Raw genomic sequence first — 25175 nt, 5'->3', positions numbered from 1 at the left:
GGACGGCCTGCCGAGTGTTCGATTTCATTGGCGCAGGTTGGTCCATATCCGATCGTAGGCGCGCGTCGCCTTCTCAGGGCACGAAGGCGCGAAGACGATCTTTAGATCAGCCGGTGGATTGAATTCCGGCGAATTGCCGACTTCCGATGGCAAGAACTTGTTCGAGCCCGAGACCGCGCTCTGGTAACCAGTCGACTTCTGCTGCAGAGCGATGTTTTCGGGATCCATCAGAAAGTTCAGAAACCTCTTGGCGTTTTCAACGTCCGGTGCGCCCTTCGGGACGGCGACATTGTCCATCCATCCAATCGCGCCCTCCTTTGGGAAGACGTATTTGATCGTCGGCTTCTGCTGGCGGGCGGCCAGGGCCTTGCCGGACCATTGCTCATGCATGACCGTCTCACCGGAAACCTGCCGCTCGGTCGTGCCGTCCGAATTGTAGACCTTCACGAAAGGCTTCTGCGCCTGAAGCAGCGCGTCGAGCTGTTTCAGGTCGGCCGGATTGGTGTTGCATTGTTCCTTGCCCAGGTAGAGCAGCGCCAGCGACATGACCTCGCTTGGCGAGCCGAACATACCGATCTTGCCCTTGAGATCGGCAGCGGGCTCGAATAGCGCCTTCAGGCTGTCGGTCGGCCCTTTATAAAGAGCGGCATCCACGGAGTAGGACGTCGTTCCCCAGACCCAGGGAACCGAGTATTTCGCGTCAACATCCCATGGGCGCTTTTGCCATTTGGGGTCGAGGTTCTTGAAATTCGGCATGGAAGCCACGCTGACATCCTGCAACAGCCCCTGATTGACGAAGATCGGCACGAAGTCGTTGCTGATGATCATCACATCGTAGCCGGAAGCGCCGGAGCTGATCTTTGCAAGCGCGGTCTCGTTGGAATCATACGTGTCTATCGTTACCTTGATGCCGGTTTCGGCTTCGAACTTCTTGACCAGCTCGTCGGATGTGTAATCGGTCCAATTGTAGATGTGCAGAACACCGGCGTCAGCGAAGGCCGCATGCGGCATTGCAAAGGCGGTTGTGGCCAAAAGGCCGGTGGCGAGAATTGTCTTCTTGAATTTTGTCATGGTTCCCTCTCTGTTGTTTTCTAGAGATTATTGTTCCGCCATCTGACTTCGTCGTCCGAGCAGCAACGACGCGGTGACGAAGATCAGCGAGACGAGCAGCAGAATGGTGGAGATGGCATTGACCTCTGGCGTCACCCCAAGTCGCATCATGCCGTAGACATAGACGGGCAACGTCGTGGAGCCAGCTCCCGACACCATCAGACTGATGAGAAAATCATCCAATGACACGACGAAGGCCATCAGAGCGCCGGCCGAGATCGCCGGCATCAGCAACGGCAGCGTCACACGCCGGAAGAGCTGCCATTCACTGGCATAGAGATCCCTCGCCGCTTCCTCGAGCGTTCCTCCCATGTCGCGCAGGCGCGCCTGCACCGGCAGCAAGGCAAACGGTATGCAGAAAACGGTATGCGCGATCATGAGATTGACGAGGCCGTTGTGCATGCCGATCATCGAGAAGAAGATCAGCGTCATGATCGCCACGATGATTTCCGGCACGATCAGGGGCAGTGCGATCATGGCCGTCACGGTCGCCCGACCGCGCCGCAGCTTGCCGCGCTCCAGCGCCAGGGCACCGGCCGTCGCAATCAGGGTCGACGCAATCGTTGCTGCAACGGCGATGACAATGCTGTTGATTGCCGCGCGGCGAATATCGGCGTTGGCCGAGACATCCACGAACCAATGAAGACTGAAGCCGCTCCACACTGTCACCAGCTGATTGGCGTTGAAGGAGTAGATCACCAGGATCAGCAGCGGTGCATAGAAAAATGACATGATGATCGCCGTGAAGGCGGAGAGGCCCGGCGTGTGGCGCCAGTCAAACGGTCGTATGTTCCTCATCAACGCCCCTCCTCCTCTACCTTGCGTGAGCGGACGAGAAAGATCAGCAGCACGCCGATCGTCACGACGATCGAGAGCGCCGCGCCGAACGGCCAGTTGCGCGACGTGGTGAACTGCATCTGCACGAGGCTGCCGATCAATAGCTTCTTGCCACCGCCAAGAAGATCGGGTGCTAGGAATGAGCCGAGAGCCGGTGCAAAAACAATACTGGCCCCGACCAGCGCACCAGGTTTTGCGAGTGGCCAGATAATCCGGCGGAAAACTGCATAGCGATTAGCGTAGAGATCGTAGGCGACTTCGATCAATCGTGGATCTATCCGCTCCAGCGTCGAATAGACAGGCAGGATCATGAAAGGCAGGAACGTGTAGATGAGGCCGAGCAAGATTGAACCGTCATTATAGAGCAGCGGCAGAGGATCTGAAATGACGCCAAGAGATTTCAGGAAGTTGTTCGCAAGCCCCTCATCGCGCAGGATGAGCACCCAGCAATAAGTGCGAATCAATGTATTGATCCAGAACGGCAACGTGACGAAGAAGAGTAAGATGCGGCGGCGCTCGGATGATTGACAGACAATGTACCAGGCGACCGGCAAGCCAAGCGCAAGGCAGAAGATGGTCGTTACCGCCGCAAGATAAATGGAGCGGAGGATGATGATCACGTAGCTCCATGAAAACATCAGGCTGTCGTCGAAGTCCCGTCTAAACAGGAACTGGACATAGGCATCGAAGGTCAGTGGCATGCTGACGCCACCATAGGGATTGGCAGTCATGAAGGAATAGATGACAGCAATGCAAAGCGGCAGCACCATGAATATGCCGATTACCAGGAACGCTGGAGCAATCAGGGCGAGCGTGCGGTTTTCATTCATCGACCGGCTCCTCAATCGACCAGGTGGCGCTCGACATCGCTTGACCAATCGACGATGACGGACTGGCCGGCAATCAGCGGTGGTTCGATATCGCGACACCGGCTGCGCACATTGCTGCCGCCATCGAGCGCGATCTCGTAAAGCGTATCAAGGCCGAGAAAGGTGACCGAGGCGATCTTTCCCTTGGCCCGCCCCAGTCTCGTATTCACGGCAGGCGAAACGACAATTCGCTCCGGCCGAACGGCAATCACGACGGCTGGATCGCGGCCGAGAACAGCGCCGGGGATGACGTTCGACTCGCCGATGAAATCAGCCACGAAACGGCTTTGCGGATTGTCATAAATGCCCCTTGGTTCGCCGACCTGCAGGATGTTACCCGCCGACATGACGGCGATGCGGTCTGACATTGCCAGCGCCTCCTCCTGATCATGCGTCACCAGTACGAAAGTGATACCTGTTTCCTGCTGCAGACGTTTCAGCTCCGACTGCATCTCCTTGCGGAGCTTGAGATCCAAAGCAGATAGCGGCTCGTCAAGCAGGAGTACCTTTGGGCGCGGAGCAAGCGCTCGTGCTAGCGCGACACGCTGCTGCTGGCCACCGGACAGCTGACGGGGACTGCGCGACGCATAATTATTCAAGCGAACCATGCTCAGCGCTTCACGCACCCGCCGATCGATCTCTGCCTTCGATACCCCCAGCATTTCCAGGCCGAAGGCAACGTTCTCGGCAATTGTCATATGCGGAAAGAGCGCGTAGCTCTGAAACACCGTGTTCACGGGCCGCTTTTGCGGGGGCAGCGAGGCGGCATCGATGTCGCCTATGCGGATCTCTCCCGTCGTCGGCGCCTCGAATCCACCGATCAGTCGCAGCAGGGTCGTCTTTCCGCAGCCGGACGGCCCGAGCAGCGTGAAGAATTCATTGTCGCGTATCGAGAGATTGACCGTGCTCAACGCGGTCACGAGACCAGCGGCCCGCGTCAAGAAGGACTTCGATACATCCACGATGTCGATCATAGACCGCATGCCGCTGCCCCTTTTTCTCGTTAAATAACTATTTGGTGAATAGCTAACAGCGGTAATTTTCGTCTGTCAAGCGGCGTATGACCATCTTCATTCAAAATCGAAAAGCAGCGTACGCCAAGGCACGCCTCAAGGCTTAGCGCAGCAAAAGAGGCTCAACGCTAAACAGTTATAGCATTGATATATCGAATATTTTTTACTGACATCACAGGGAGACCCCCCAGAGTCGGCCACGCTCGCGGGCCGGAGGAGATCCCCGTTCCTGACATTTTGACGCGCGGTCACAACCCCTCGACGCGCCTGACGAGGTCGAGAGGTTAAATCATATATAACTATCTAGTTACTAAATATTTTCGGAAACAACGGCCATGAAATTGATCCTCCTCATTCAAGATGGACAGCTGTATGTCTTCAATTTGGCAGGTCGAGCTTTGCTCGTTCGCCCGCAATTTCCTTGCGCTGCCGACGGTTCCCTTCGCAGGCATTCGCACCCTTAATAACACAACACTTTTTAATTAAACGGTTTTTGAATATCTTGCAACCAAAGCTTTGACGAGAGAGTAGGCATGCTCAATTCAACGGACCGCGACGGCGCACTGCCCGGCACAAATCTGACCCAGACCAGGGCGCTCAATCGCCGCGCGGTTTTCGACGCGGTTCGTCGCAACGGCCCCATCACCCGCATGGAGCTGGCACAGAGGATCGGCCTCACTGTGCAGGCGATTTCCAACATAGCATCCGAGCTTGAAGTGGCAGGGTTGATCCGTCAGCAAGGCAAGAGGGTCGGACAACGCGGCCAGCCGGCCGTTGAATTGTCTCTCGACGCGACAGGAGGCTATACGATTGGCCTGTCCCTCGCCTACCGCCGGGTGTCCGGTGTCCTTGTCGATCTTGCCGGCGACATCATCGCCAGCGAAGACTACGATCTCGTTGAGCGCGAACCCGGCTTGATTGCCGAGATACTGGCCTCATTGGCCAACAGGCTGCTCAAGACCTCCGGGCTCGGACGGGATAGGATCTGGGGCATAGGCTGCAGCGTGCCTGGCACGGTAGAAAACGGCACCTTCTGGTACGACAAGGTGCAGGAAGCTGATGAATGGACCAAGTTTCCGCTGGTGGCTAAACTTGAAGAGCTTACCGGCATCAAAACCTTTGTCGAAAACGATGCGACCGTGGCAGCCATTGGCGAAGGGCTTTACGGCGTAGGGCGCATCGCCCGCAGCTTTTTCTACCTGCATTTCAATCTTGGCGTCGGCGGTGGCCTGGTCATGGATGGTCATCCCTATCGCGGTGCGTTCGGCGGTGCCGGTGAAATCGGCCATATGATCGTCAAGCCCGGCGGGCGGCTTTGCCCCTGCGGCAGCCGCGGCTGCCTGGAACAATATGTGTCGCTTTATGCCGCGGCAGAGACAATCTGCGGGCCGACACGCACCCCAGACGAGGTTCCCACGGAGGAACTGGTCGCCTGCAGCCGTTCGGGCGACGCGCGCCTCCTGGCCTGGCGGCAGGAGGCGGGACAATATTTACGCATCGCCATTCGCAATGTCGAAGCTATGTTCGACCCCGACACAATCGTCATCGGCGGCGGCCTGCCAGCCGAACTTCTGGACGGCCTCATCACGGCGGCAACACCGCTGCTGCCTTCCATGACACACCGGCATTCCAGCAGCCAACCACGCCTGATGCCTGCCGAACATGCCGCGGACATGCCGGCACTGGGCGCCGCGGCGCTGCCGATTGCCGTCGCCATGCTCCCGGGCTCTTCGAGCACCTCATGGCGGGCGACGACGACCAGGACACCAATGGCGGCCAATCCGGCTTTGGCCGCTTTAGGCTTCGATTCCACATGGTAGTGGAGAGGTTGATTCGCAGGTAATTATCAAAGTGCGTTTCAATAATACCCGCTCAAATCGTTGGACGGCGCGGGCGACATTCGACCAAGAGGCGCGGCCGAGCAATGGTCGGTCACTCATTGCGCAATCGGCCGACCGCCGGCATCGAAGCGATGATAACGGTCGTCCTTTGGCGAGAACGAGAGACGTTGGCCGGATCGATAGTCCGATTTGCCTTCCTGGCGGATGATAACAGGCTTCACGCCACCCATATCGATATAGATGTAGGAGTCGGAGCCGAGGTTTTCCGAGTGCATGACCGTGCCCGACCATACTCCGCCTGACTGCTCGACGGTCAGATGCTCCGGGCGAACGCCGACGGTCTCGGCCTTATAGGCCTTGGCATCCTCACCGGTCATGAAGTTCATTTCGGGCGAGCCGATGAACTTGGCGACAAAGAGGTTCTGCGGGTTTTCGTAAAGCTCCAGCGGCGAACCGACCTGTTGCACCACGCCGTCCCGCAGCACGACGATCTTGTCCGCCATGGTCATGGCCTCGACCTGATCATGGGTCACATAGATCATCGCGGTATCGGAGAGGTTCTTGTTGAGCTGGGCGATCTCGATGCGCATCTGCACGCGCAGCGAAGCATCGAGATTGGACAGCGGTTCGTCGAACAGGAAGACCTTCGGATTGCGAACGATCGCACGACCGATGGCGACGCGCTGGCGCTGACCGCCAGACAAGGCTTTGGGCAGCCGCTTCAGGTAGGGCACGAGCTGCAGCTTTTCCGCGGCCGCCATCACCATCCTCTCGATCTGGTCCTTCGGCAGTTTTTGAAGCTGCAGCGAATAGGCCATGTTGTCGTAGACAGTCTTGTGCGGATAGAGCGCATAGGATTGGAAGACCATGGCGATGCCGCGCTGCGAGGGACCAATATCGTTGACGACCCTACCGCCAATCTCGAGCGTTCCGTCGGAAATCTGCTCCAGACCGGAAATGCAGCGCAACAGGGTTGACTTGCCGCAGCCGGAAGGCCCGACGAAAGCGACGAACTCACCCGATTTGATATCGAGGTTGATGTTCTTCAGGACTTCGACCGCGCCATAGCGCTTGTAGAGATTGCTGATTTTGACATCGGCCATGGGGTACTCCACTTCAAAATTTTATGAGGATGACGATGCGAGGTGCTACTTGCCGACACCCTGGCTCAGACCTTTGATGAACTGCCGCGAGAAGATCACGTAGAGCAGGATCAAAGGCACGGCGCCGAGCGTCAACGCCGCAAGCAATGCCGGATAGTCGCTCAGAAACTGGCCGACGAACTGCTGGACGCCGAGAGTAACAGTCTGATTGCTCTTGCTGGGCGCCAGCACGAGCGGGAACCACAGATCGTTCCAGACAGGTAGCATCGTCAGCGTCGCCACCGCGGCAAGTCCTGGCTTGACGACGGGAAGCGCGATCAGAAAGGTGCGGAATTCACCTGCGCCATCGATACGCGCCGCCTCCTTCAGTTCGGTCGGAACCGTGCGGAAATAAGCAACCATCAAGGTGACCGCGATCGGGATGCTCATCGCGGTATAGACGAGGATCAGCGCAGTCAACGTGTCGATCAGGTTCCACGAGATCATGATCTCAAGGATTGGCACGGTGCCAAGGCGTATCGGCAACATGATGCCGACGATGAAAAGACCAGCCAGCACCGGCGCAAGCCGCACCTTGTATTCGACAAGGCCGTAGGCAGCGAGCGTCGCAGTGACGATTGTGAGTACGATCGTCACCACAGTGACGATCAGGCTGTTCTGATAGTTCAGAAGAAAATTCCCGCGCGTGAAAACGCGCAGATAGCCATCGATGCCGAAGGTCCTGGTCGTCGGCAAATCGAACGGGCCGCCGAAGATCGCCGGCGTCGTCTTGAACGAATTCATGACGACGAGGAGGATCGGGCCGATGGCAAGCAGGACGAAGAAGATCAGCAGCGCATGCACGACGATGCGGTCAGCAGTCCATGCTCGCCCATCTCCACTTTTGCGGGCTGTGTGCGTAGCGCTCTCATCGGATAATGTTATGGTCATGCCTGATCCTCCTCAGATCTGGTGGGGCTTCAGGCGGCGCTGAACGAGCCAGAAATAGATCGCAGTCACGACGAGGATGATCAGGAAGATCACTGTTGCAACCGTTGCACCGAGGTCGATATCGGCGACCTGGCCGCTCGACCCGAAGAAGGTGCGATAGAACAGAGTGCCGAGAATATCAGTGCTGTAGTTCGGCCCGGGTGCTGCGCCGTTGAGTGCGAAGACGAGGTCGAAACCATTGAAGGTCCAGATATAGGTCAGGATCACGATCAGCCCGAATTGCGGTGCGATCAGCGGAAACTTGATGCCCCAGAAAATGCGCCAGTTGCTGGCGCCATCGATGCGGGCGGCCTCGACAATATCCTCAGGCACGGCAAGCAAGGCGCTGTAGAGAAAGATCATCGGAATGCCGACATATTGCCAGACCGACATCAGCGAGATCGTCGGTAGCGCCGTCAGTTCATTGCCTAGCAGTGGAAAGTGCACGAGACCCCAGAGTGGATTGATGATCAACCGCCAGATAAAGCCAACAATGACGACGGAGAGCGTGGCCGGAATGAAGAGCAGCGTGCGATAGACGCCTTCAGAACGACGCAGCAGACCTGAGGTCAGGAGAGCCGCCATCAACAGGCCGATCGGCACCTCAACGATCAGATGGATCGCGAAATATTCGATATTGTTCAGCAGCGCATTCCAGAAGCGGGCACTCGTGACGGGATGCGTGAACAGATAATAGTAGTTCTGCAATCCGACAAAGATACGCCCCGCAGAGCTTTTGGTATCGAAGAAGCTCATCAGGATGGAAAGGGCCAGCGGCAACACGGCAAAGGCGACATAGATCGTCAGAGCCGGCAAAACGAACAGCACCAAGCTGATGCGCGCGGTTGTTGGGCGTATCACTCGGAAGGCCTCCCATTCCTGTATGAACGTCTTAGATGCGAAAAGGGCCCGCCTGTCTTCCCGCGAGGGACGGCGCGCGGGCCCAAGAGATTTACTTCTGTGGCTTGTACCAGGAGTCGAGGCCCTTCTGCAGCTCGGCGGTGGCGGTATCGGGCGTCAGCTTGTCGCTGGTCATCATCACCTGCAGCACCCGCCAGATCTCGTCGTCGAGCGGCGGGTTGCCGGCGCTGAGCCGATCGAGAGCGAGACGCGGCGTAAGCTCGGCACCCTTCTTCAGATCGGCGAATTTCTGCGCCAGCTCGTTCTTGTAGGTGACCGGCTTGGAGCCCATGGCGAAGAAGCCAGGTGCCTCGTTGACATAGAGTTCCTGGAATGCGGGGCTGGCGAGCCAGGTCAGGAATACCTTGGCGGCATCCTTATGTTTGCCGGCGGCATTGAGGCCGATTGCCATATCGGGCATTTCCTGCAGATAGCGCTTGCCACCGGTGGTCGCCGTCGGCGGACCGAAAACGCCAACATTGAGCCCGGTTGCCGTCACCTGATTGATGTTCCAGGAGCCGTCGGGCAGGATCGCAGCGCGGCCGATCGTGAACAGCTGCGTCATGTCGGCATATTGCAGGCTGGCTTGGCCATCGGGCATGAACGGACGCCAAGAGGCGAAGGCCTTGAAAGCAGCCACAAAATCCGGATCTGTCAGTTTTTTCGTGCCGTTGATCAGACCTTGGCGGCCTTCCTCGCCCTTCCAGTAGGAAGGACCGACATTGTAGAGGCCGTTATAGGCAAGCTGCCAGCTTTCGGCAGAGCCATAGGCGAGCGGCGTGTATTTGCCGTTGTCCTTGATCTTCTGAAGGACTTCAGTGAATTCGGCGGCCGTCTTTGGCGGCTCCAGGCCCAATTCCTTGAAGATATCGACATTGTAGTAGAAGCCGGCGAGGACAGCGGCAATCGGCAGGCAGAAGGGCTCGCCCTTGGCATCGGCCCAGGCCGCCTTTGACGTATCGCTGAAATCCTTGATCGGAGCGAAATCCTTCAGTGGCTCGAAATAGCCGCGCCGGATCCATTCGCGATTAACGTCGAAGGGGCGGCAAGTCATCAGATCCGGACCAGCGCCGGCGTCGATCTGCGACTGGATGGCGGCATTGTATTCGTTGGTATTGATCGGAGCGAACTCGACCTTGATGTCCGGATGCTCTTTTTCGAAGGCCGGGAGCAGCTTGTCCTGCCAGACGGCGATATCTTCCGTACGCCAGCTGCCCAATTTGATTGTTACAGGCTCCGCGGCAAGCGCGCTGCCGGCCGCAAGTGCCAGGCCTAGCGACGCAACCGCGCCCTTAATGCAAGCATGCTTTGAACGCATCTGAAATGCTCCCCTCTTTTTGTGCTTGGATTGCGTGCGCCCTCGGAGCTCGCAACGAACGCCGGGAAGATACATCTCAATACAATATGTGACAACAAGTTTTTTCTCTTCCCATTTTTGTCTTATGTGGTATTCATCGATCACATATGACGGTTCGCAAATTTGGCGCCTAGGGGGAAGCTTTGATGATTGGTGTTGGGATCTTGGGGTCAGGCTTCATCAGCGATTGTTATGCGGATGCACTTCTTGATGTGCGCAATGGCCAACTGGTGGCCTGCTATTCGCGCAGCGGCGAGCGCGCCACCGAACTTGCCAGAAAATGGGGACCGGGTGTTACGGCCTATCAAGACATGGACGCGCTCTGCGCCGATCCGGCAGTGCAGCTTGTCGTGATCGCGCTTCCGAACGAAGTGCATCTCGAGGCCGTGAGGATCGTCGCCCGTCACGGCAAGGCCGTCGTCTGCACGAAGCCACTTGCGCGCACCGAAAAAGAAGCCGCCGAAATGCTGAAGGTGGTGATAGACGCCGGCATCTGGCACGGCTATGCCGAAAGCTCGGTGTTCTCTCCCAATATTGCCAAGGCCTATCAGATGGTGCAGGCGGGTGGTATCGGCGACCTCCTGACCATGCGGGCGCGTGAAGCGCATTCGGGTCCGCATGCGCCGCATTTCTGGGACGCCGAAACGGCGGGTGGTGGCGCCTTGCTCGACATGGGGTGCCATACGGTCGAATCGGCGCGGCACTTCTTTGGCAAGGACAATCCGGTCGTCGAGGTTATGGCCTGGGGCGCAACCCTTGCCCATTCCGACAAGACGACCGGGGAAGATACGGCAATCGCGCTGCTGAAATTCGCCGGCGGCCAGCTCGCGACAATCGAATCCTCATGGATCGAAAAAGGCGGCATGCAATTGCGCCACGAATTGGTCGGCTCCGCTGGCCGCATCGTCACCGATAGTTCCGTCGGCCCGGTCTGGGGTTTCATCGAGAAGCCAGTCGGATATCTTGTGGAAAAGTCGAGTGCCGATACCGGCTGGGTCTATCCCGTTCCCGAGGAAACGCGTGCCTATGGATTCTCGCAACAAATGCGCCACTTTGTTGATTGCTTTGCCGCTGGAACTCAGCCAGTGGAGACCTTCGAGGACGGCGTCGTGGTCAACCGCATCCTGGACGCCTGCTACCGTTCGATGCGGACGAAAATGTGGGAAAAGGTGACGATAAGCTAATGGTCAAGATGGACGGCGCGGTCGCCCCACTTCAATCGGACTCCCCCGAACCGCTCTGGCAGCAAGCTGCCAAGGCCATTACCCGTGAGATCAATGCCGGAAAGCTTTCACCGGGCAGCCGCCTGCCGCCGGAACGCGACCTGATCGACCGCCTGGCGATTAGCCGCGTGACGCTTCGGCGCGCTTTGCAGAGCCTCGTCGGCAGCGGTGTGCTGGTGTCCTCCCACGGCCGCGGCTGGTATGTGGCGAGCGAAGCGCATCAAGAGTTTCCCCAGACGCTGGAATCCTTCAGCGAGACCGCGGCCCGGCTCGGCCTGAAGGCATCGTCGGAAGTCTTGAAAGCGGAGGAAGCCTCGGCCACGCTCGATCAGTCGGAGGAGCTTTCGATCGCCCCGGGTTCAAGGCTGTTTCACCTCGTGCGTATCCGCAAACTCGATGGTGTACCCGTTGCCGTCGACAGCTCCTATTTCCCAGCCTTGAACGAGTTGAACCTCTCGTCAGCAGACTTCGGCTCGGCCTCGCTCTTCCGTCTCATGAGCGACGCCGGCATCGAACTCAGCCGGGCGGAATCGACGATCGAGGCGCAGGAGGCGGATCTTGTGACCGCCAAACATCTGGGGATCGAGGCGGGGATGCCGATCCTCACCATGTATCAGCTCATCGAGGATAGCGCCGGAAAGCCGCTGATATCCTCGACCATACGCTATGCCGGCGATCGATATCGCCTTCGGACCTCCTTCAGCCGCGTCAAGACAGGCGGATAGGCTGAGAGAAGGAAGGATCAAAGAAACGGCAGGGTGAAGCCTGCCTTCGCAACAATCGACGACGGATGGTCGCTGGCGCCTTGCGCCTGCAGAAGGCCTCGTTTTGTCTATAAGCAAGGAGAGACCATTTGCCCAAAGGATATATCCCGCTCGCAGAAGCCCGTGCCTCACAGGCCGATGCTCTGGCCAAAGCCATCGCTGCGATTTCAGCAGATATTGAGCTTTTGCAAAGCCGCGGCATCCTTGAAGGACCCGGCCCCATATTCCTCGGCATAGGCGCAAGCTTTGCCGCCAGTGCGGCAGCCGTGTGGACGCTGAGGAGCCGCGACATTCACAGCTGGCGTCTCAATGCCGGCGAGCACCCACTTCCCTTCCCTGCCACCCCCCACCCTCTGATCGGCGTTTCGCAGAGCGGCAAAAGCTCGGAAACCCTGGCGACACTGAATACGGTCGAAAAGCGACTGCGCTTCTCCGTCGTCAACGCCAAAGATTCGCCGATTGAGGAAACCTCCGCCGTCAGCATATCGCTGGGCAATATCCCTGACAGCTATGCCTCCACCATCGGCTATACGGCGACGATCGCTGCTCTCGGCATGGTCGCCGAAGCCTGGGACGGCGGCTCGATCGATGTCGGCTGGCCGGCCGTTTCTAATGCTCTTCGCGCTACGGAGAAAAACCTCGCGAGCCGGATAGCCAGCCTGATCGCCCCGCTTCAAACGGCCCAATATGTCGATTGCGTGGGAACTGCACCGTCGGTGGGCTCGGCAGAGGTCGGCTCCCTGTTGCTGCGCGAGATCGCGCGCATCCCATCGACGGGCATGTCCACACGGCAATATCTGCACGGCGCGATGGAATCGGCCGGTCAGGGCGTTCACATCATCTTCGGCGAAGAGCGTGAACTCCAGCTTGCTCAGAAGCTCGCCCGTGCCGGTCACCATGTTATTCTCATAAGTCCACTCGATATCGATGAGGAAAACCACCTGGCGCATATCGCTATCCCCTCCCTCACGCCGGCGCAGCGCCCTATTGTCGAGGCATTGGTCATGCAGACCATTGCGGTCGAGACCGCGATTGCACGAGGGCTCGATCCCGACGCCTTCGTGTTCGAAAACAACGATACCAAAGTCGCCTGAGAGGGGCTCGAACATGACGGATTGCCTGCTTGCACTCGACATCGGCGGCACCAAGACCCATCTGGTCATCGAGGATACCAACGGCACGCGCCTCCTCGATACTATTCTGCACAGCCGTGAATGGGATGCCGAGCCGGCAGACCTTGCCGCTGAATGGATAGCGGAGCGTATCACACCACATATCCCGGCGGGCGCCCATATTGCGGCCATGGCTTTCGGTGCCCAGGGCATCAACCGTGCCGAAACGGCAGAGGACCTGCAGAAAGCACTTGCCACGCGTGGCCTGCGCGCAAGCATCGTCAATGACGCCTCGCTGATCGCGCTGGCCGCCGGCTTTCCTGACGGCATTGGCATCATCGCCGGAACCGGCGCGATTGGCGTCGGAATAGATGCTTCCGGTGCGCATCTCGCAACCGGCGGCTGGGGACCGGTCATCGGCGATGAAGGTGGGGCAGCCGCCTTGGTGCGCGAGGCCACCCGCGCGGCACTGCGCGCCCTCGATGAGGGCAAGCCCGACGACGGCTTGCTCGGCGCACTGATCCGTGATTTCGGGGTCGCGGATGCCGAGCGGCTGACACGCAAGGTCAACGACGAGCCAACGTCGGAGAATTGGGCGCCGCATTGCCCGGCAATCTTTGCCGCCGCCGCCGCCGGTTCGGCTCTTGCCGCCCGCATCATCGACGAAGGCGGGCAATATCTGGCGGCGCTGGTTGATCAATTACTCGCGCGAGGTGCTGTCGGAACAGACATCGTTGTCGCCGGCAGCGTCATCGTCAACCAACCACCGCTCTTGGAAGCCTTCAAGCATCACGTATTCGCCCGGCACGGCCATTTGCGGATCCACAAGCTGCCGGTTCCACCGGTGGAAGGCGCGGTATTCCTCGCCCGTCAGCGGTTGTCGACTGGAAAATGACGGCAAGGCTTTGCCCCAGTCCAGGCCGGGGCGAGATTTCGAGCCGTCCGATGACGCCGTTTCGACTATCCTGACAAGCTGCAATTTGAACGGTGTCGGGTGCCGCCGATGTTGCATGATCCGGATCGCACGTTGATGCCCGGCATGAACAAGCCGTTCACGCATATTTTTTAGCCTACCGCACGTCAGGATGCGAGCAGCCGCCGGCAATCGAATGGCAATCCATGGAGCTTGGCCGGGCAGCCGGGTTCATCGAGCCTGCCAATGCGTTCGTCACAACGCCAGATGGGATGCGTCTGCGATTGAACGATTCAATATCCGCATCGACCTCGAGGATGTTCGCCGTCCGGCGCTCGAGGCATGACCTTGAGTTAGCCGATCGATCTTCGCAAAATATTTAATTGTGAGAGGTAGAGCAACGCCAACGTTTGACCCCGTTTTGGTGCTCGATGATCAACGAACTGGATATGCCAACAGTCCTCTTTCTGCAGAAGACGTCCTATATCGCGGGCGCCTTGACCCTGGGATATCTGCGGCTGACCTCGGCTGAGAGCCGCGGGGTCGGACTTCTGGCGGCAAGTTTTGTTGTGCTCGCCGGGGGCTCGACGCTTGCAGGACATGCCGAGATTCATCCCGCCCTCTATGGGCCCCTGAGCCTGGTGAACATCGTCCTTGCTGTCCTTGGATATTGTCTGCTGGGGTTGGCCTTTGTCGTGATCAGCAACCCCGATCGAAAAATCCGGACCTGGCTCGTTGTTTTGCCCGCGGCGGCGACACTTGTCGTTGGTTTGATCACGGCCTTTCACTTGAATAATACATATCGGGCAACAACTTTCACGTTTCTCGGCTGTTTGACGATGGCTGCAACTGCAATCATTGTCCTACTCGACGCCCACCGCGAACCCCTTCCAATTCGCAAACTGGTTGCGGCGATACTGGGCTGCGCCAGTATTCTCTCATTGATAATGGGGCTGGAATTCGCGTTCGACACGTTTCCGCTGCTTGACGTAGCGAACGGGTTTTTCCTGATGATCCTGTCCAAGTTCGTGCTCGCCATCTCAATCGTCATCTTCATCAGTGAACGCCAGCATCTCAAGATCAGATGCCTGGCCGATCGTGACGCTCTCACGGGTCTTTATAACCGTCGCTTTTTCAACTCGACCGTGCCCAGCCGGCTTCGTCTTGGCGATGCGATCCTCTATCTCGATATTGATCATTTCAAGCAGTTGAACGACCGTTGGGGACATGCAGCTGGCGACGAAGTTCTCCAGATAATGGGGCAAGCGGTGCAGGCAACCCTACCGCAATTTGCTCTTCTTGCGCGGCAAGGAGGCGAGGAGTTTATTGTCTTCCTTCCAGCTGGAGGCGAAGATGCGATGTTTCATGCAGAGAGAATCCGCAAAACGGTTTCCGACCTTCGCTATCCGTCCATCCCAACAGACATTGTCGTTACTGCCAGCATAGGTGTCGCAAGAGCCTCGCAGGCGGGAAATGAATTGGCCTACCTATGCCGGGAGGCCGATCGGGCCTTGTACTTGGCGAAAGCCTCCGGACGAAACCGTGTGTGCGATGCCGATATCGACATTTTCCCCCAGGACCAGCAGCGATCGGCCGCTGGTGTTTCCAACTGACGTGTGAAATCGTGCAAACGTCACAATGACGACGAAGGCCTTTGTTCCACCGGAGAGAGCTGCCGTGTCTGCGGCGACGTCACCTTATCCTCGGCTTCATTGCTCACGGATAATTGAGCCGAGATCATCCAGTGCGCAATGACCTACTGTAAATCACCACGGCGTCTCCAAGCCGATACCTACGCCAACTCTTTGTAATACCTCATGCGCTGGGGTCATTTGTCGATACGCAATAACAATAGCCGTCCGCAGTCAGCGGGTCGAGCGGGGCAGCTCCGAGGACTTGGATGGCGCAAAATGCCGACGCGGCGGCACCGGCGATTTGCCCACATTCGTCATCGAGAGAGCTCTAGGGTATAGCGCACGAGGCCCGAATGGCGCCGAAGACGCGACTGTCTCTGAGATAAACCTATGGGGATGGTTCGGATCTACCCACCTCCGAGAGGAACGACAGGATCAGTGCAGAAACTTTCTCTGGATCTTCCCAATGCGGGTTATGTCCATATCCCTCAAGCGTGATCGATCGAACCGACTGAAATGCGCTTGCGAGCGCCTGGCGATGCGGGTCACCGAAGAGTGGATCGGCTGAGCCGGCAATGCAAAGTACGGGTGCCGTGACGCACGACGCACTGTGCCGCAAATCGGTTTCGTTGAAGCCGTCCAGAATGCCTTGCCATGTTGCTGCTGGCATCGCGGCCGCATCCAGCTTCATCTTCGACAAGAAGTTTGAATCGACAGGTCGGCTGCAGGCATACCAATCGCGAAGAAACCGCCCTGAGGGATCGATAGGATCTCCTAATGCGCGTATGTCGCGCGAAATCGGGCTCTCGGCATCGAAATCCGGCCGCAGGCTGGCGGACAGAAGAATGAGCGCGCTGACCTCATGTCGACGGCGGGCGGCGAGCTCTATAGACGTCATCGCCCCCATCGAATGCCCAACGAGTGCGATATCTTCAAGGCCGAGGCGCTCGACAAGCCGGTCGATGCTCGTGGCGAAATCGTCGACACGCATTCCCTCATCCAGAACAGATGCCCCGTGCCCCGGAAGATCAGGAAGGATCAGTCGAAATCGCGAGAGGAAGGGTTCGAGCGTAGCAAAGCTGCGGCTGGTGTCCGAAAAGCCATGCAACATAAGAAGCGCCGGCCTATTTCCCCCGCTATCGATAAGAGCGATAGGCCTGCCTCCCGGCGTTTCCACGTAACGTTTACGGCGATGCCAATCGTCCTGGCGCATCTTCATTGGAGCCCGAGAGCACTTTTGACCGCAGCAAGCCCCGGCTGGCCGCTATATGTCGACACTCCCGCCAACCAGGCATCCAGACGAGCCGGTTCCTCCTTGATTGCCTTTAAGGCGGCGGCGTCGGGTTCGAGACCATCGTTCATGATGTAAGCCATGCCGCGGTTCTCGTAATTGATATCGAATGTCAGGTTATTCAGGAGCTTCGCCACATTGGAGCACTCTTGGAGATAACCCTTGCGCACCTGCGTCGATACCGTCGCCGCACCGAAATTTGGACCGTAGAACTTGTCGCCCCCGGTAAGATATTTGATGTCGAAGGCGGTGTTCATCGGATGAGGCGCCCATCCTTGAAACACGATGAATGATTTGGCGCGTGTTCGGCGACTGACTTCCGATAACATGCCCTGCTCACTTGACTCGATGACGTCCCACCCCTGAAGACCCAAGGCCGGTTCTTTGGTGGCGTCGATCATCAGTTGGTTGGAGCCCGGTTCAATACCATAGAGCTTGCGATCGAATTTATCGGCAAATTTCTGCAGGTCGGAGAAATCCTTGACGCCGGCGTCCCAGACATAGGTTGGAACCGCGAAGGTGTATTTCGCACCTTCAAGGTTGGTGCGGACCGTCTCCACCGAGCCATCCTCTTTGTACGGTTTGTAATAGTTGACCATGGCGGGATTCCAATAACCGAGGAATACATCGAGGTTCTTGTTCTTAAGGCTGGCGTAAATGACGTCGATGCCCAGGAGTTGGCTCTGGGCTTCATAGCCCAGAGCCTTCAGGAGGGTAGTGCCGATCCCTGTCGTGAAGGCCAGATCATTCCAGCCCGGTTCCGCCAATCTGACGGCCTTGCAGCTTTCGGCTTCGCCGGCGAAAGCATGCGCGGTTGTGGCCAGGAACATTATCGCCATTGTCCCCGCTCTCAGTGATGATTTCATGGTTATTCCCCTCATATTGTCCATTCGGATATTTTATTGTCCCATGGGTCAATAATTGACCTGAGCGGAAAGTTTGTCAATATGCGCTCCAACCAGGGGGTAAAATGAGACTCGCGAAGATCAGCGACATTCGAAAGCGCGAACTCAGGCGCGCTGCATTTGAAGTCTTGCAGCGGGAGGGCATGGCAGGAGCAACCTTGGAGAAAGTTGCCGCACAGGCCGGCGCTTCCAAGGGCATCGTGCTCCACTATTTCAAGAACAAGCAGGAACTGTTCGAGCATGCGATGCGAGAGGCAAATGCCGTGTTGCGGGATGCCGTCATCGAACGGCTCCGCCGCGCCAGTAGCCCTCTAGAAAGACTGGAGGCGATTATTGAGGGCAATTTCGAAGAACGCTTTTTCCAGCCTTCCGTTTGTCACGCGTGGTTGGCGCTTTGCGCGGAAGTTCCGCGCGAACCGCAATTGGCACGCATCCAGAAGGTCATACATGCACGGATGCGGTCAAATCTCATGTCGGCGTTGGTCCAAATTCTGCCACAAGGCGAAAGTGAGGCCGTCGCACTTGGCATTACGGCACTGATCGACGGCCTTTGGCTGCGATTGGGTCTGCAGACTGAGGGTATGACGCGTAGAGATGCTATTGGCCAGATGCGCGATTATCTATCGCACCGATTGCCGTCCGTCGCTGCGCAACTGTCCCTCGCCGGGACCTAGGGCGGCCTTTCTGCTGATTCCTGAACACCGCCAGCGCAATTTTGCCTGTCGAAGCACAAAACAATGAGGCCACGCGCCATCGCCTGGCGACCAAGGACTTCTCGGCATCGCGCCTTCGAGCTGGCAATCGCGAAAAGGAGGCATTCGAAGCGCCCCCTTAGAGGCTCAGGATCGCCTCCCAGTGGTTGTCGGATATGTCGAAAATGCTGGGAAGCCTGCGACAAAGGCTAGGTTGGCTGAAGCCGTCAGGAATAAGCTCGACGCACGATCTTCTAATAATCTCCTCCAACCAAACCGGAGGCCGGTCGGACTTCCTTGAGATATTCTCTCAAGGTGCGTAGCTCTTTCCACGGCGGGAGTTCTTAATGCTCCCCCCGTCGAGCATGCGATAGATACGGCGCACCGTTACTCTTTTAGATCGCCGCACAAGACCAGCGCCCAGCGGGCTCTGCATGTGATTGTGAACCCGGTCAACGTTCCTGAATAAAGCGCTCTGGGCGGAAGGTTGCAAGCATCGGATGCTCTTTGCCGGTCGCGATCTCGTAGGCGAGCAATTCACCGACAATTAGACCGAGTGTCGCGCCACTGTGGCTGAAGGCAACATAGTAGCTTGGGATCGCTTTCAGAGCGCCAAGCACCGGCTCTCCGTCGCCCGGAATCGGCTTTCCGCCGACACCGATCGAGGCAACTTCGATTTTCGGATTGCCATCCAGCACTTTCGAGGCCTCGTCCAGCAGTGCCTCAACCACCGAATGATCGACTTCATACGTCCCGTCCGGCTTGACCTTCACACCCTGATCGGCGGCCCAATCGGCATCGATTGACAAAGTACCGCCGGGTGCTGGGCGAACGGCGACGCGTGGCGTGTTCAGTACGGCGGCCAGAGGATGGCCGAGAGGCTTGGTCTGCACCAGAAGTGCGATCGGCGTGTCATCCCCGATCGTCTGGCCAGCATCGGCCGCCATTTTCGGCACGTGATGGCCGGTGGCGAGGAGCACGGCATCGGCCTCGTAACGCTTGCCCTTAGCAGTTTCGATCCCGGCGGCGCGACCGCCTTCGACAATAACTCTTGCCTTGCCCTCATCCGCGACCATACGGCCACCAAGTTCGGTAAATTCCTGCAGCAGATGGCCGATGAGCTTAGGCAGGTCGACCCATCCCTCACCTGGATTGAAAATCGCTCCGCACGAGGTCACCGCATCGGCATCGACACCGGGCGTCGTGACAGCAACCTTGCCGGGCTCGAGATGCCGTGCATCATAGCCGATCGAGACTTCGTAGTCGAAGACGCGCGCGATGTCGTTGCCCTTGCCCTCTGCGTCCCAGGTCAAGCCTCCGTCGAAACGCAGCCATTCCACACCGGGATTGCGTGCCGCCAGGGTCCGATACCGATCAATCCCTGCGACGCGCAGGAGATGATAGGGTTTCGACCGCATGCGTGCCGAATTGAGCCAGGACAACGACCGGCCGGACGCGCCATTGGCGGGCGGCCCGTCGTTGACAATCGTGACCTGGACGCCGCGCCGGGCCAGTTGCACGCCCGTCGAAACCCCGAAAATGCCCGCACCGACGATGACGGCCGAGGTGATGATATTGTCGTTCATGAACGTGCCTTTCCAGTTTGTCGAAGATGATCGTTCAGGGAGCTTCCCAACGTCCCGTCGTCGTTGAGCGCAAGAGTGCATCGAGCGCCCTCATGTTGGCGATCGCATCATTGAGGTCTGCAACGAGCGGAGCCCCGGTCAGAATGGTCGTGGCAAACGCATCGGCCTGCTCGCGATATTGGTCCACCGCATCGATGACGATTTCCTGACGCCCGCTGCCTGCAAGATCCTCACCGCTATCGATGACGATGGTCGTTTGCGCGTCCGACGGCGCATTGAATGGGACCTCAAGCTCCATGCGGCCCCTCGTGCCGAGAATGGTGACCTTTTGCGTCAGCGCGAGCTGCGTCGCACATGTAAAGACAAGCTGCCGACCACCGGGAAATTCCATGAGGCCGCTCGTCAGCCGGTCGGTCTCAAAGACCGGGTCGCGCTCGAGCGCGGCGATTGCCCTCACCGGCTCCGCACCGAACAGCAATCGGGCGGTGTTGACCGCATAGCAGCCGACGTCGAGAAGCGCGCCGCCACCGATCGACGCCTGATTGCGCACATTATTCGGGTCTTCCAGATAGTAGGAAAATATAGCCTGAATTGCCCGGACCTCGCCGAGATGCCCCGCCATGGCGAGCGTGCGTGCCATCTTCCACTGGGGATGGTGGCGGACCATGAAAGCTTCGGCGACAGGCAAACCGGTTCTTTTCTCGACTGCCGAAAGCTCCTCGGCTTCCTGCGAACTCAGCGCGATCGGCTTTTCGCAAAGAACCGGCTTGCCATGCTCCAGGGCTTGACGTGTCAGCGGCACGTGGAGGTGGTTTGGCAGCGGGTTGTAGATCGCATCGATGTTCGGATCTGCAAGCAGTTCCTCATAGCTTCCATAGGCGGTGGGGATCTGAAAAGTAGCTGCGGTTTGCCTAGCCTTGTTGAGGTCGCGGGAGGCAATGGCCGTAACCCGGCCGAACTTGCTCGACTGGATTGCGGGTATGACCGCATTGATGGCGATCCCTGCGCAGCCAAGCACGCCCCATCGAATTGTTCGTGTCATGTCGCAACCTTCTCCAATCACAGGACTTCCGCCAGGAAGCGCTTCAGCCGATCACTTTGCGGATTGTCGAAGATCTGCTCGGGTGGACCGACCTCGACAATGCGGCCCTCGTCCATGAAGACGACCTGGTCGGCAACTTTGCGGGCAAAGCCCATCTCATGGGTTACGACCGCCATGGTCATTCCCTGGCGCCCGAGATTGGCCATCAAGTCAAGTACACCCTTGACCAGTTCCGGGTCGAGCGCGCTTGTCACCTCGTCGAAGAGGACGACTTCCGGATCCATGGCGAGGGCGCGGGCGATGGCAACACGCTGCTGCTGGCCGCCGGACAGACCTGCGGGGCGGTGACCCTGGCGTCCGGCAAGACCGACCTCCGCCAGGCGAGCCTCGGCCGTGCGACGGGCTTCGCGCATTGGCATCTTCTTGATCTTCGTCAGTGAGAGCATGACATTTTCAAGCGCGGTATGGTCTGGAAACAGGTTGAAGTGCTGGAACACCATGCCGACGCGCCGGCGCAGGCTTTCCGGCTTCATCAACAGGATGCTTTCGCCATCGAGGGCGATGTCGCCCCGCTTCGGCTCCACGAGACGGTTGAGGCAACGCAGCAATGTCGACTTGCCCGAGCCGGAAGGGCCGATGATGCAGGTCACCGTGCCGCGCCCGATATCCAGGTCGATGCCCTTCAACACTTCGAGGTCGCCATAGGCCATGCTGAGATCGCGGATCTTCACGGCGCCTCCCTTGAAGCGCGCAGCCTTGGTCTCACCGGTTGCCGGGTCGGTCGATGCAGCGGCCAGTTCGTCGACCTCGACTAAGCCGCTTGTCGTGCCGCTGCTCCGGCCCTGGCGGCCGAGGCGCAGGCGCGCATCGATGAAATTGACGAGGTGCGTCAGCGGAACGGTGATCACCAGATAGAAAATGCCAGCCAGCAGGAGCGGCGAGAGGTTTCCCGTGACGACGGCCTGGTCCTGGCCGACACGGAAGATTTCGCGCTCGGACGCCAGAAGGCCGAGGAAATAGACGAGGCTCGAATCCTTGACGTTGCCGATGAATTGATTGACGAGCGCTGGAAGAACGCGCCGGACGCCCTGCGGGATGATGATCAGCCGCATTCCCTGCCCATAGCTCATGCTGAGCGCCCGGCAAGCTTCCAACTGGCCCCGTTCGACGCTCTGGATCCCGGATCGAAAGATTTCGCCGATATAGGCCCCTGCGATCAAGCTGAGCGCGATAATGCCGAGTGGAAAAGGTGATGGACCGAATAGTTCGCGGCCGATGCGCGCAAAGCCTTGACCAATGATGAGAATTGTCACGATCGCCGGCAAGCCGCGAAAGATGTCGGTATAAATACGCGCCGGCAGACGCAGCCAGCGGGACTGCGAGATGCCCATCACGGCCAGTATCATCCCGATGATGACGCCGAGCACAGTGGAAGCCGCGGCCAGGATCAGTGTATTTTTCAGTCCGACCGTGATCATGCTCGGCAGGACTTCGGCCATCGCATCCCAGTCAAGGAAGCTGCGACGGAGGTTCTCAAGCCAATCCATTCAATTCCCCTTGAAACTCTCAGGCGGGTTAATTGCCGCCGCCCGGCGCGCCGGGCGGCGGCGTTGCCTTACTTCTTGGGAAGATATTGATCGGGCATCGGCGAACCGGGGAACCACTTCTCATAAAGCGTCTTCCAAGTACCGTCCTGCATCGCTTCATGGAGCGCCTTGTTCAGCGCCAGTCGAAAGGCATCGTTGCCCTTGTGGACCACGAAGCCCGCAGGTGCGTCAAACGAGGGTATGTTGACGGCAATTTTCAGAGACTTGTATCGCTCGCCGTATTGTTTGGCGGCTTCGTAGTCGAGGAAATGCGCATCGATCGTGCCGTTGTTCAACGCCGCGACGGCCGAATTATTATCAGGGAACTTGACGAGATCGGTGCCTGCGAAGTTCTTAGTGGCATAAACCTCCTGGAGCGTGCCCTGAACGACGCCCAGACGCTTGCCCTTAAGGCCATCCGCGTCCTTGATAGAAGCGTCCGAGGTCAAAACCGACAGATAGCCGGCGAGATAGCCATCCGAGAAATCGACCGTCTTCTTACGTGCCTCGGTGGTTCCGATGGCAGCGACGGCGACATCAAATCGCTGGTTGGCTACCGAGGGCAGGAGAGCCGAGAACTCCTGGCCGGTAAACGTAACCTTGTCGCTCGAGAAACCCATACGCGAGGCAACGTTCAAAAAGAGCTCGATATCGAAGCCGGTAAATTTCCCGTCTGCAGTGGTGAAGGTGTAGGGCTTGGAATCGCCCATTGTCCCGACACTGATAACGCTCGGGTCAATGAGGTTATAAGGGTTTTCGGCCGCTAGCGCAGGTACGGCACTTGTAGAGAGGCCAATCGTGACGCCGACCAATGCGGCGCGAATTCGATCGAGATTGCGAGCAATCAAGCTGGGTAGGTTCATTTCTTTATTCTCCTCTGGCGGTTTCGTTCGCGATTTTTAGTCGCAGGGGTCCCATCCGGACGGCAGCGTAAGTGCACGTCCAGCCCCTGCAGTCGCATGCAGGTATCAAGTGCATTTTCTTTGCGAGACCGGTCTCTTTCTAAATTGAGACCGGTCTCTTTTAGTTTTATCAATTGATATCTTCGCATTTGCAACTCGTCAATATCTCTTGTAAAGCTGCCTTCATGGACCCGATAACGCGCCTGAAAACCTCTGCTACCGTTGCCGACGTCGCTCGAGAAGCCGGTGTCTCAAAAGCCACGGCGGCGCGAGTTTTAGGCGGATACGGAACTGTCAGCGACCGGGTAAAAGAGGCTGTAACTGCTGCGGCTAGAGCCTTGGACTATAGGCCAAACGAGCTAGCTCGCAGCATGACGACCGGTCGCTCCGGAACCATTGGGGTCGTGGTTGGCGATATTGAAAACCCGTTTTTCAGCCTTGCGGTTCGAGGCATCACAGACGTCGCAAGGCAGGCGGGCTTCACGGTGATCCTCACCAACTCGGGGGAAGACGTGTCGACTGAGAGGGCCGCAGTCAAAACACTGCTTGCGAAGCGCGTCGATGGGTTGATTGTTTCGCCCGCAAAGGAAAGCGATGTGGAGCATCTTCGCGATATTGCGCGCTCCGGTCGGCCCCTCGCGCTCCTCGACCGCGGCATCGACAATTTCGATGTCGACACAGCAATTGTTGACGATCGCCATGCTGCAGAAGGTATCACCCGTCAATTGATCGAACTTGGGCATCGCCACATCGCCTATCTGACGGCGTGCGACACAAGTGACCACCGCTTCCGCCAGCTGAGCGACATCAACACGGGATCTGTGCGCAGGCGAGTTGAAGGCTTCCTGGAAGTCTGCCGAAAAGCTGGCCTTCCCCCGATGGAACAATGGGTCCGCATGGGCGCCTCCACACCTGAGCTGGCACGTCAGATATCGACGCAGATGCTTAACGCACCGGATCGTCCAACAGCGATCATCGCTTCCGACAGCCTGATTGGCTTGGAGGTCTTCAAGATCGCGCGGATGATGGATCTTTCAATCCCGGACGATCTGTCTCTGATATCTTTCCACGATGCCGACTGGACCGCGGTCACCTCCCCTCCCGTTACAGTCGTCAGTCAGCCCGTATATCTCCTTGGGGAAGCAGTCGCGAAATTGCTAGTCGAGCGATTGGATGGATCCGTCACATCAGCCCGGCGGATCATCCTTCAAACTGAGGTCATCGCGCGGGCTTCGGTAGGTTCAGCGTCGACCACGAAGGCGCGAGCTCAATAGGAATATCATCGCTCCAAATCGCGCGACACAATCAAGATCCGGCAGAGCTTCGCTAGGAGCCCCCAGCCGGCAAGCGACGCACATCTCCGGGGGCTTTCGCTCAACAAGCCGGACACCGCGTCGATTTCCCCGACACGGCGCTTTGGAGCACTAAAAATCAGGATTTCGCACATGCAAGCGTTAGCCCTGTCCGCCCAGCCCAAGACCTGCTCATCCACGCTTATCCCTGAACGTTTCATCGTGGCCGCGACG

Annotated in this window: 22 protein-coding genes; 8 read left to right on the top strand and 14 right to left on the bottom strand. The window is 58.3% G+C overall.

Annotation, left to right across the window (positions count from 1 at the left end; all coding sequences use genetic code 11):
* Window positions 1-24 precede the first annotated feature (24 nt).
* The 4 genes from ACIQJ2_RS24520 to ACIQJ2_RS24505 are packed head-to-tail and all read right to left on the bottom strand — an operon-like array spanning window position 25 to window position 3790.
* The gene (locus tag ACIQJ2_RS24520) at window positions 25-1071 is read right to left on the bottom strand and encodes an extracellular solute-binding protein (RefSeq protein ID WP_400671707.1); all 1047 of its coding nucleotides are present in this window, start codon (window positions 1069-1071) and stop codon (window positions 25-27) included.
* 27 nt (window positions 1072-1098) lie between these two features.
* Window positions 1099-1908 carry an ABC transporter permease gene (locus tag ACIQJ2_RS24515; protein ID WP_199150324.1) on the bottom strand — a complete coding sequence of 270 codons (810 nt, stop codon included), beginning with the start codon at window positions 1906-1908 and terminating at the stop codon, window positions 1099-1101.
* Window positions 1908-2777 carry an ABC transporter permease gene (locus ACIQJ2_RS24510; protein WP_400671709.1) on the bottom strand — a complete coding sequence of 290 codons (870 nt, stop codon included), beginning with the start codon at window positions 2775-2777 and terminating at the stop codon, window positions 1908-1910. The genes ACIQJ2_RS24515 and ACIQJ2_RS24510 overlap by 1 nt, the downstream gene beginning before the upstream one ends.
* Before the next feature lie 11 nt (window positions 2778-2788).
* Window positions 2789-3790: an ABC transporter ATP-binding protein gene (locus tag ACIQJ2_RS24505; protein WP_400671786.1), complete on the bottom strand. Its 1002-nt coding sequence runs from the start codon at window positions 3788-3790 to the stop codon at window positions 2789-2791.
* 572 nt (window positions 3791-4362) lie between these two features.
* On the opposite strand from ACIQJ2_RS24505, the gene ACIQJ2_RS24500 reads away from it, so the two are divergent.
* The gene (locus ACIQJ2_RS24500) at window positions 4363-5649 is read left to right on the top strand and encodes an ROK family protein (RefSeq protein WP_400671711.1); all 1287 of its coding nucleotides are present in this window, start codon (window positions 4363-4365) and stop codon (window positions 5647-5649) included.
* 116 nt (window positions 5650-5765) lie between these two features.
* On the opposite strand, the gene ACIQJ2_RS24495 is transcribed toward ACIQJ2_RS24500, so the two are convergent.
* From ACIQJ2_RS24495 to ACIQJ2_RS24480, 4 genes are all read right to left on the bottom strand, one after another.
* Window positions 5766-6773, bottom strand: coding sequence for an ABC transporter ATP-binding protein (locus ACIQJ2_RS24495; protein ID WP_199151094.1), 1008 nt, complete (start codon window positions 6771-6773; stop codon window positions 5766-5768).
* A gap of 45 nt (window positions 6774-6818) precedes the next feature.
* The gene (locus ACIQJ2_RS24490) at window positions 6819-7703 is read right to left on the bottom strand and encodes a carbohydrate ABC transporter permease (protein WP_400671715.1); all 885 of its coding nucleotides are present in this window, start codon (window positions 7701-7703) and stop codon (window positions 6819-6821) included.
* A 12-nt stretch (window positions 7704-7715) separates the two neighbouring features.
* Entirely contained in the window at window positions 7716-8603 is an 888-nt protein-coding gene (locus tag ACIQJ2_RS24485) for a carbohydrate ABC transporter permease (protein WP_141683720.1), read from the bottom strand.
* A gap of 91 nt (window positions 8604-8694) precedes the next feature.
* Window positions 8695-9960, bottom strand: a complete 1266-nt coding sequence (locus tag ACIQJ2_RS24480) for an ABC transporter substrate-binding protein (RefSeq protein ID WP_400671718.1) — start codon at window positions 9958-9960, stop codon at window positions 8695-8697.
* Window positions 9961-10145: 185 nt separating this feature from the next.
* On the opposite strand from ACIQJ2_RS24480, the gene ACIQJ2_RS24475 reads away from it, so the two are divergent.
* The 5 genes from ACIQJ2_RS24475 (at window position 10146) to ACIQJ2_RS24455 (ending at window position 15624) form a co-directional block, all read left to right on the top strand.
* Window positions 10146-11183: a Gfo/Idh/MocA family protein gene (locus ACIQJ2_RS24475; RefSeq protein ID WP_400671720.1), complete on the top strand. Its 1038-nt coding sequence runs from the start codon at window positions 10146-10148 to the stop codon at window positions 11181-11183.
* Window positions 11183-11947, top strand: coding sequence for a GntR family transcriptional regulator (locus ACIQJ2_RS24470; protein ID WP_400671722.1), 765 nt, complete (start codon window positions 11183-11185; stop codon window positions 11945-11947). The genes ACIQJ2_RS24475 and ACIQJ2_RS24470 overlap by 1 nt, the downstream gene beginning before the upstream one ends.
* Window positions 11948-12075: 128 nt before the next feature.
* Window positions 12076-13080, top strand: coding sequence for a hypothetical protein (locus ACIQJ2_RS24465; RefSeq protein ID WP_199151090.1), 1005 nt, complete (start codon window positions 12076-12078; stop codon window positions 13078-13080).
* Window positions 13081-13093: 13 nt separating this feature from the next.
* Window positions 13094-13993, top strand: a complete 900-nt coding sequence (locus ACIQJ2_RS24460) for an N-acetylglucosamine kinase (RefSeq protein WP_400671725.1) — start codon at window positions 13094-13096, stop codon at window positions 13991-13993.
* A 449-nt stretch (window positions 13994-14442) separates the two neighbouring features.
* Window positions 14443-15624: a diguanylate cyclase gene (locus tag ACIQJ2_RS24455; protein ID WP_400671727.1), complete on the top strand. Its 1182-nt coding sequence runs from the start codon at window positions 14443-14445 to the stop codon at window positions 15622-15624.
* A 409-nt stretch (window positions 15625-16033) separates the two neighbouring features.
* Here ACIQJ2_RS24455 and ACIQJ2_RS24450 read toward each other — a convergent pair whose 3' ends face one another.
* Window positions 16034-16858 carry an alpha/beta fold hydrolase gene (locus ACIQJ2_RS24450; RefSeq protein ID WP_400746627.1) on the bottom strand — a complete coding sequence of 275 codons (825 nt, stop codon included), beginning with the start codon at window positions 16856-16858 and terminating at the stop codon, window positions 16034-16036.
* Between the two features lie 2 nt (window positions 16859-16860).
* Complete coding sequence (gene choX / locus ACIQJ2_RS24445) at window positions 16861-17775, bottom strand: choline ABC transporter substrate-binding protein (protein WP_400671789.1); 915 nt, start codon at window positions 17773-17775, stop codon at window positions 16861-16863.
* 131 nt (window positions 17776-17906) lie between these two features.
* On the opposite strand from choX, the gene betI reads away from it, so the two are divergent.
* Window positions 17907-18515 (top strand): choline-responsive transcriptional repressor BetI, encoded by a 609-nt coding sequence (gene betI / locus ACIQJ2_RS24440; protein WP_400671731.1) that lies wholly within the window; start codon window positions 17907-17909, stop codon window positions 18513-18515.
* A 470-nt stretch (window positions 18516-18985) separates the two neighbouring features.
* Here betI and ACIQJ2_RS24435 read toward each other — a convergent pair whose 3' ends face one another.
* The 4 genes from ACIQJ2_RS24435 to ACIQJ2_RS24420 all read right to left on the bottom strand — a co-directional run bounded on the left by ACIQJ2_RS24435 (window position 18986) and on the right by ACIQJ2_RS24420 (window position 23610).
* A complete protein-coding gene (locus tag ACIQJ2_RS24435) occupies window positions 18986-20119 on the bottom strand; it encodes an NAD(P)/FAD-dependent oxidoreductase (RefSeq protein ID WP_400671734.1) in 1134 nt (377 codons plus the stop codon).
* A gap of 34 nt (window positions 20120-20153) precedes the next feature.
* Window positions 20154-21161, bottom strand: a complete 1008-nt coding sequence (locus ACIQJ2_RS24430; RefSeq protein WP_400671736.1) for a Gfo/Idh/MocA family protein — start codon at window positions 21159-21161, stop codon at window positions 20154-20156.
* A 17-nt stretch (window positions 21162-21178) separates the two neighbouring features.
* The gene (locus tag ACIQJ2_RS24425; RefSeq protein WP_400671738.1) at window positions 21179-22708 is read right to left on the bottom strand and encodes an amino acid ABC transporter permease/ATP-binding protein; all 1530 of its coding nucleotides are present in this window, start codon (window positions 22706-22708) and stop codon (window positions 21179-21181) included.
* A 68-nt stretch (window positions 22709-22776) separates the two neighbouring features.
* Window positions 22777-23610: an ABC transporter substrate-binding protein gene (locus ACIQJ2_RS24420; protein WP_199150014.1), complete on the bottom strand. Its 834-nt coding sequence runs from the start codon at window positions 23608-23610 to the stop codon at window positions 22777-22779.
* Window positions 23611-23834: 224 nt separating this feature from the next.
* On the opposite strand from ACIQJ2_RS24420, the gene ACIQJ2_RS24415 reads away from it, so the two are divergent.
* Window positions 23835-24923, top strand: coding sequence for a LacI family DNA-binding transcriptional regulator (locus ACIQJ2_RS24415; RefSeq protein ID WP_400671791.1), 1089 nt, complete (start codon window positions 23835-23837; stop codon window positions 24921-24923).
* Window positions 24924-25175: the final 252 nt, after the last annotated feature.

The sequence above is a fragment of the Rhizobium sp. NPDC092011 genome (assembly GCF_044756305.1).
Taxonomy (GTDB): Bacteria; Pseudomonadota; Alphaproteobacteria; order Rhizobiales; family Rhizobiaceae; genus Rhizobium.
The sequence above is the reverse complement of the archived record's forward strand: the minus strand, read 5'-3'. Positions and strand labels throughout refer to the sequence as shown.

Bases quoted from the DNA above. Each gene is read 5' to 3' on its own strand.
- ACIQJ2_RS24475 (WP_400671720.1), top strand. From the start codon at position 10,146: ATGATTGGTGTTGGGATCTTGGGGTCAGGCTTCATCAGCGATTGTTAT.
- ACIQJ2_RS24515 (WP_199150324.1), bottom strand. From the start codon at position 1,908: ATGAGGAACATACGACCGTTTGACTGGCGCCACACGCCGGGCCTCTCC.
- ACIQJ2_RS24520 (WP_400671707.1), bottom strand. From the start codon at position 1,071: ATGACAAAATTCAAGAAGACAATTCTCGCCACCGGCCTTTTGGCCACA.
- ACIQJ2_RS24500 (WP_400671711.1), top strand. From the start codon at position 4,363: ATGCTCAATTCAACGGACCGCGACGGCGCACTGCCCGGCACAAATCTG.
- betI (WP_400671731.1), top strand. From the start codon at position 17,907: ATGAGACTCGCGAAGATCAGCGACATTCGAAAGCGCGAACTCAGGCGC.
- ACIQJ2_RS24505 (WP_400671786.1), bottom strand. From the start codon at position 3,790: ATGATCGACATCGTGGATGTATCGAAGTCCTTCTTGACGCGGGCCGCT.
- ACIQJ2_RS24480 (WP_400671718.1), bottom strand. From the start codon at position 9,960: ATGCGTTCAAAGCATGCTTGCATTAAGGGCGCGGTTGCGTCGCTAGGC.
- choX (WP_400671789.1), bottom strand. From the start codon at position 17,775: ATGGCGATAATGTTCCTGGCCACAACCGCGCATGCTTTCGCCGGCGAA.
- ACIQJ2_RS24415 (WP_400671791.1), top strand. From the start codon at position 23,835: ATGGACCCGATAACGCGCCTGAAAACCTCTGCTACCGTTGCCGACGTC.
- ACIQJ2_RS24490 (WP_400671715.1), bottom strand. From the start codon at position 7,703: ATGACCATAACATTATCCGATGAGAGCGCTACGCACACAGCCCGCAAA.
- ACIQJ2_RS24425 (WP_400671738.1), bottom strand. From the start codon at position 22,708: ATGGATTGGCTTGAGAACCTCCGTCGCAGCTTCCTTGACTGGGATGCG.
- ACIQJ2_RS24460 (WP_400671725.1), top strand. From the start codon at position 13,094: ATGACGGATTGCCTGCTTGCACTCGACATCGGCGGCACCAAGACCCAT.
- ACIQJ2_RS24450 (WP_400746627.1), bottom strand. From the start codon at position 16,858: ATGCGCCAGGACGATTGGCATCGCCGTAAACGTTACGTGGAAACGCCG.
- ACIQJ2_RS24420 (WP_199150014.1), bottom strand. From the start codon at position 23,610: ATGAACCTACCCAGCTTGATTGCTCGCAATCTCGATCGAATTCGCGCC.
- ACIQJ2_RS24510 (WP_400671709.1), bottom strand. From the start codon at position 2,777: ATGAATGAAAACCGCACGCTCGCCCTGATTGCTCCAGCGTTCCTGGTA.
- ACIQJ2_RS24495 (WP_199151094.1), bottom strand. From the start codon at position 6,773: ATGGCCGATGTCAAAATCAGCAATCTCTACAAGCGCTATGGCGCGGTC.
- ACIQJ2_RS24435 (WP_400671734.1), bottom strand. From the start codon at position 20,119: ATGAACGACAATATCATCACCTCGGCCGTCATCGTCGGTGCGGGCATT.
- ACIQJ2_RS24470 (WP_400671722.1), top strand. From the start codon at position 11,183: ATGGTCAAGATGGACGGCGCGGTCGCCCCACTTCAATCGGACTCCCCC.
- ACIQJ2_RS24430 (WP_400671736.1), bottom strand. From the start codon at position 21,161: ATGACACGAACAATTCGATGGGGCGTGCTTGGCTGCGCAGGGATCGCC.
- ACIQJ2_RS24455 (WP_400671727.1), top strand. From the start codon at position 14,443: ATGATCAACGAACTGGATATGCCAACAGTCCTCTTTCTGCAGAAGACG.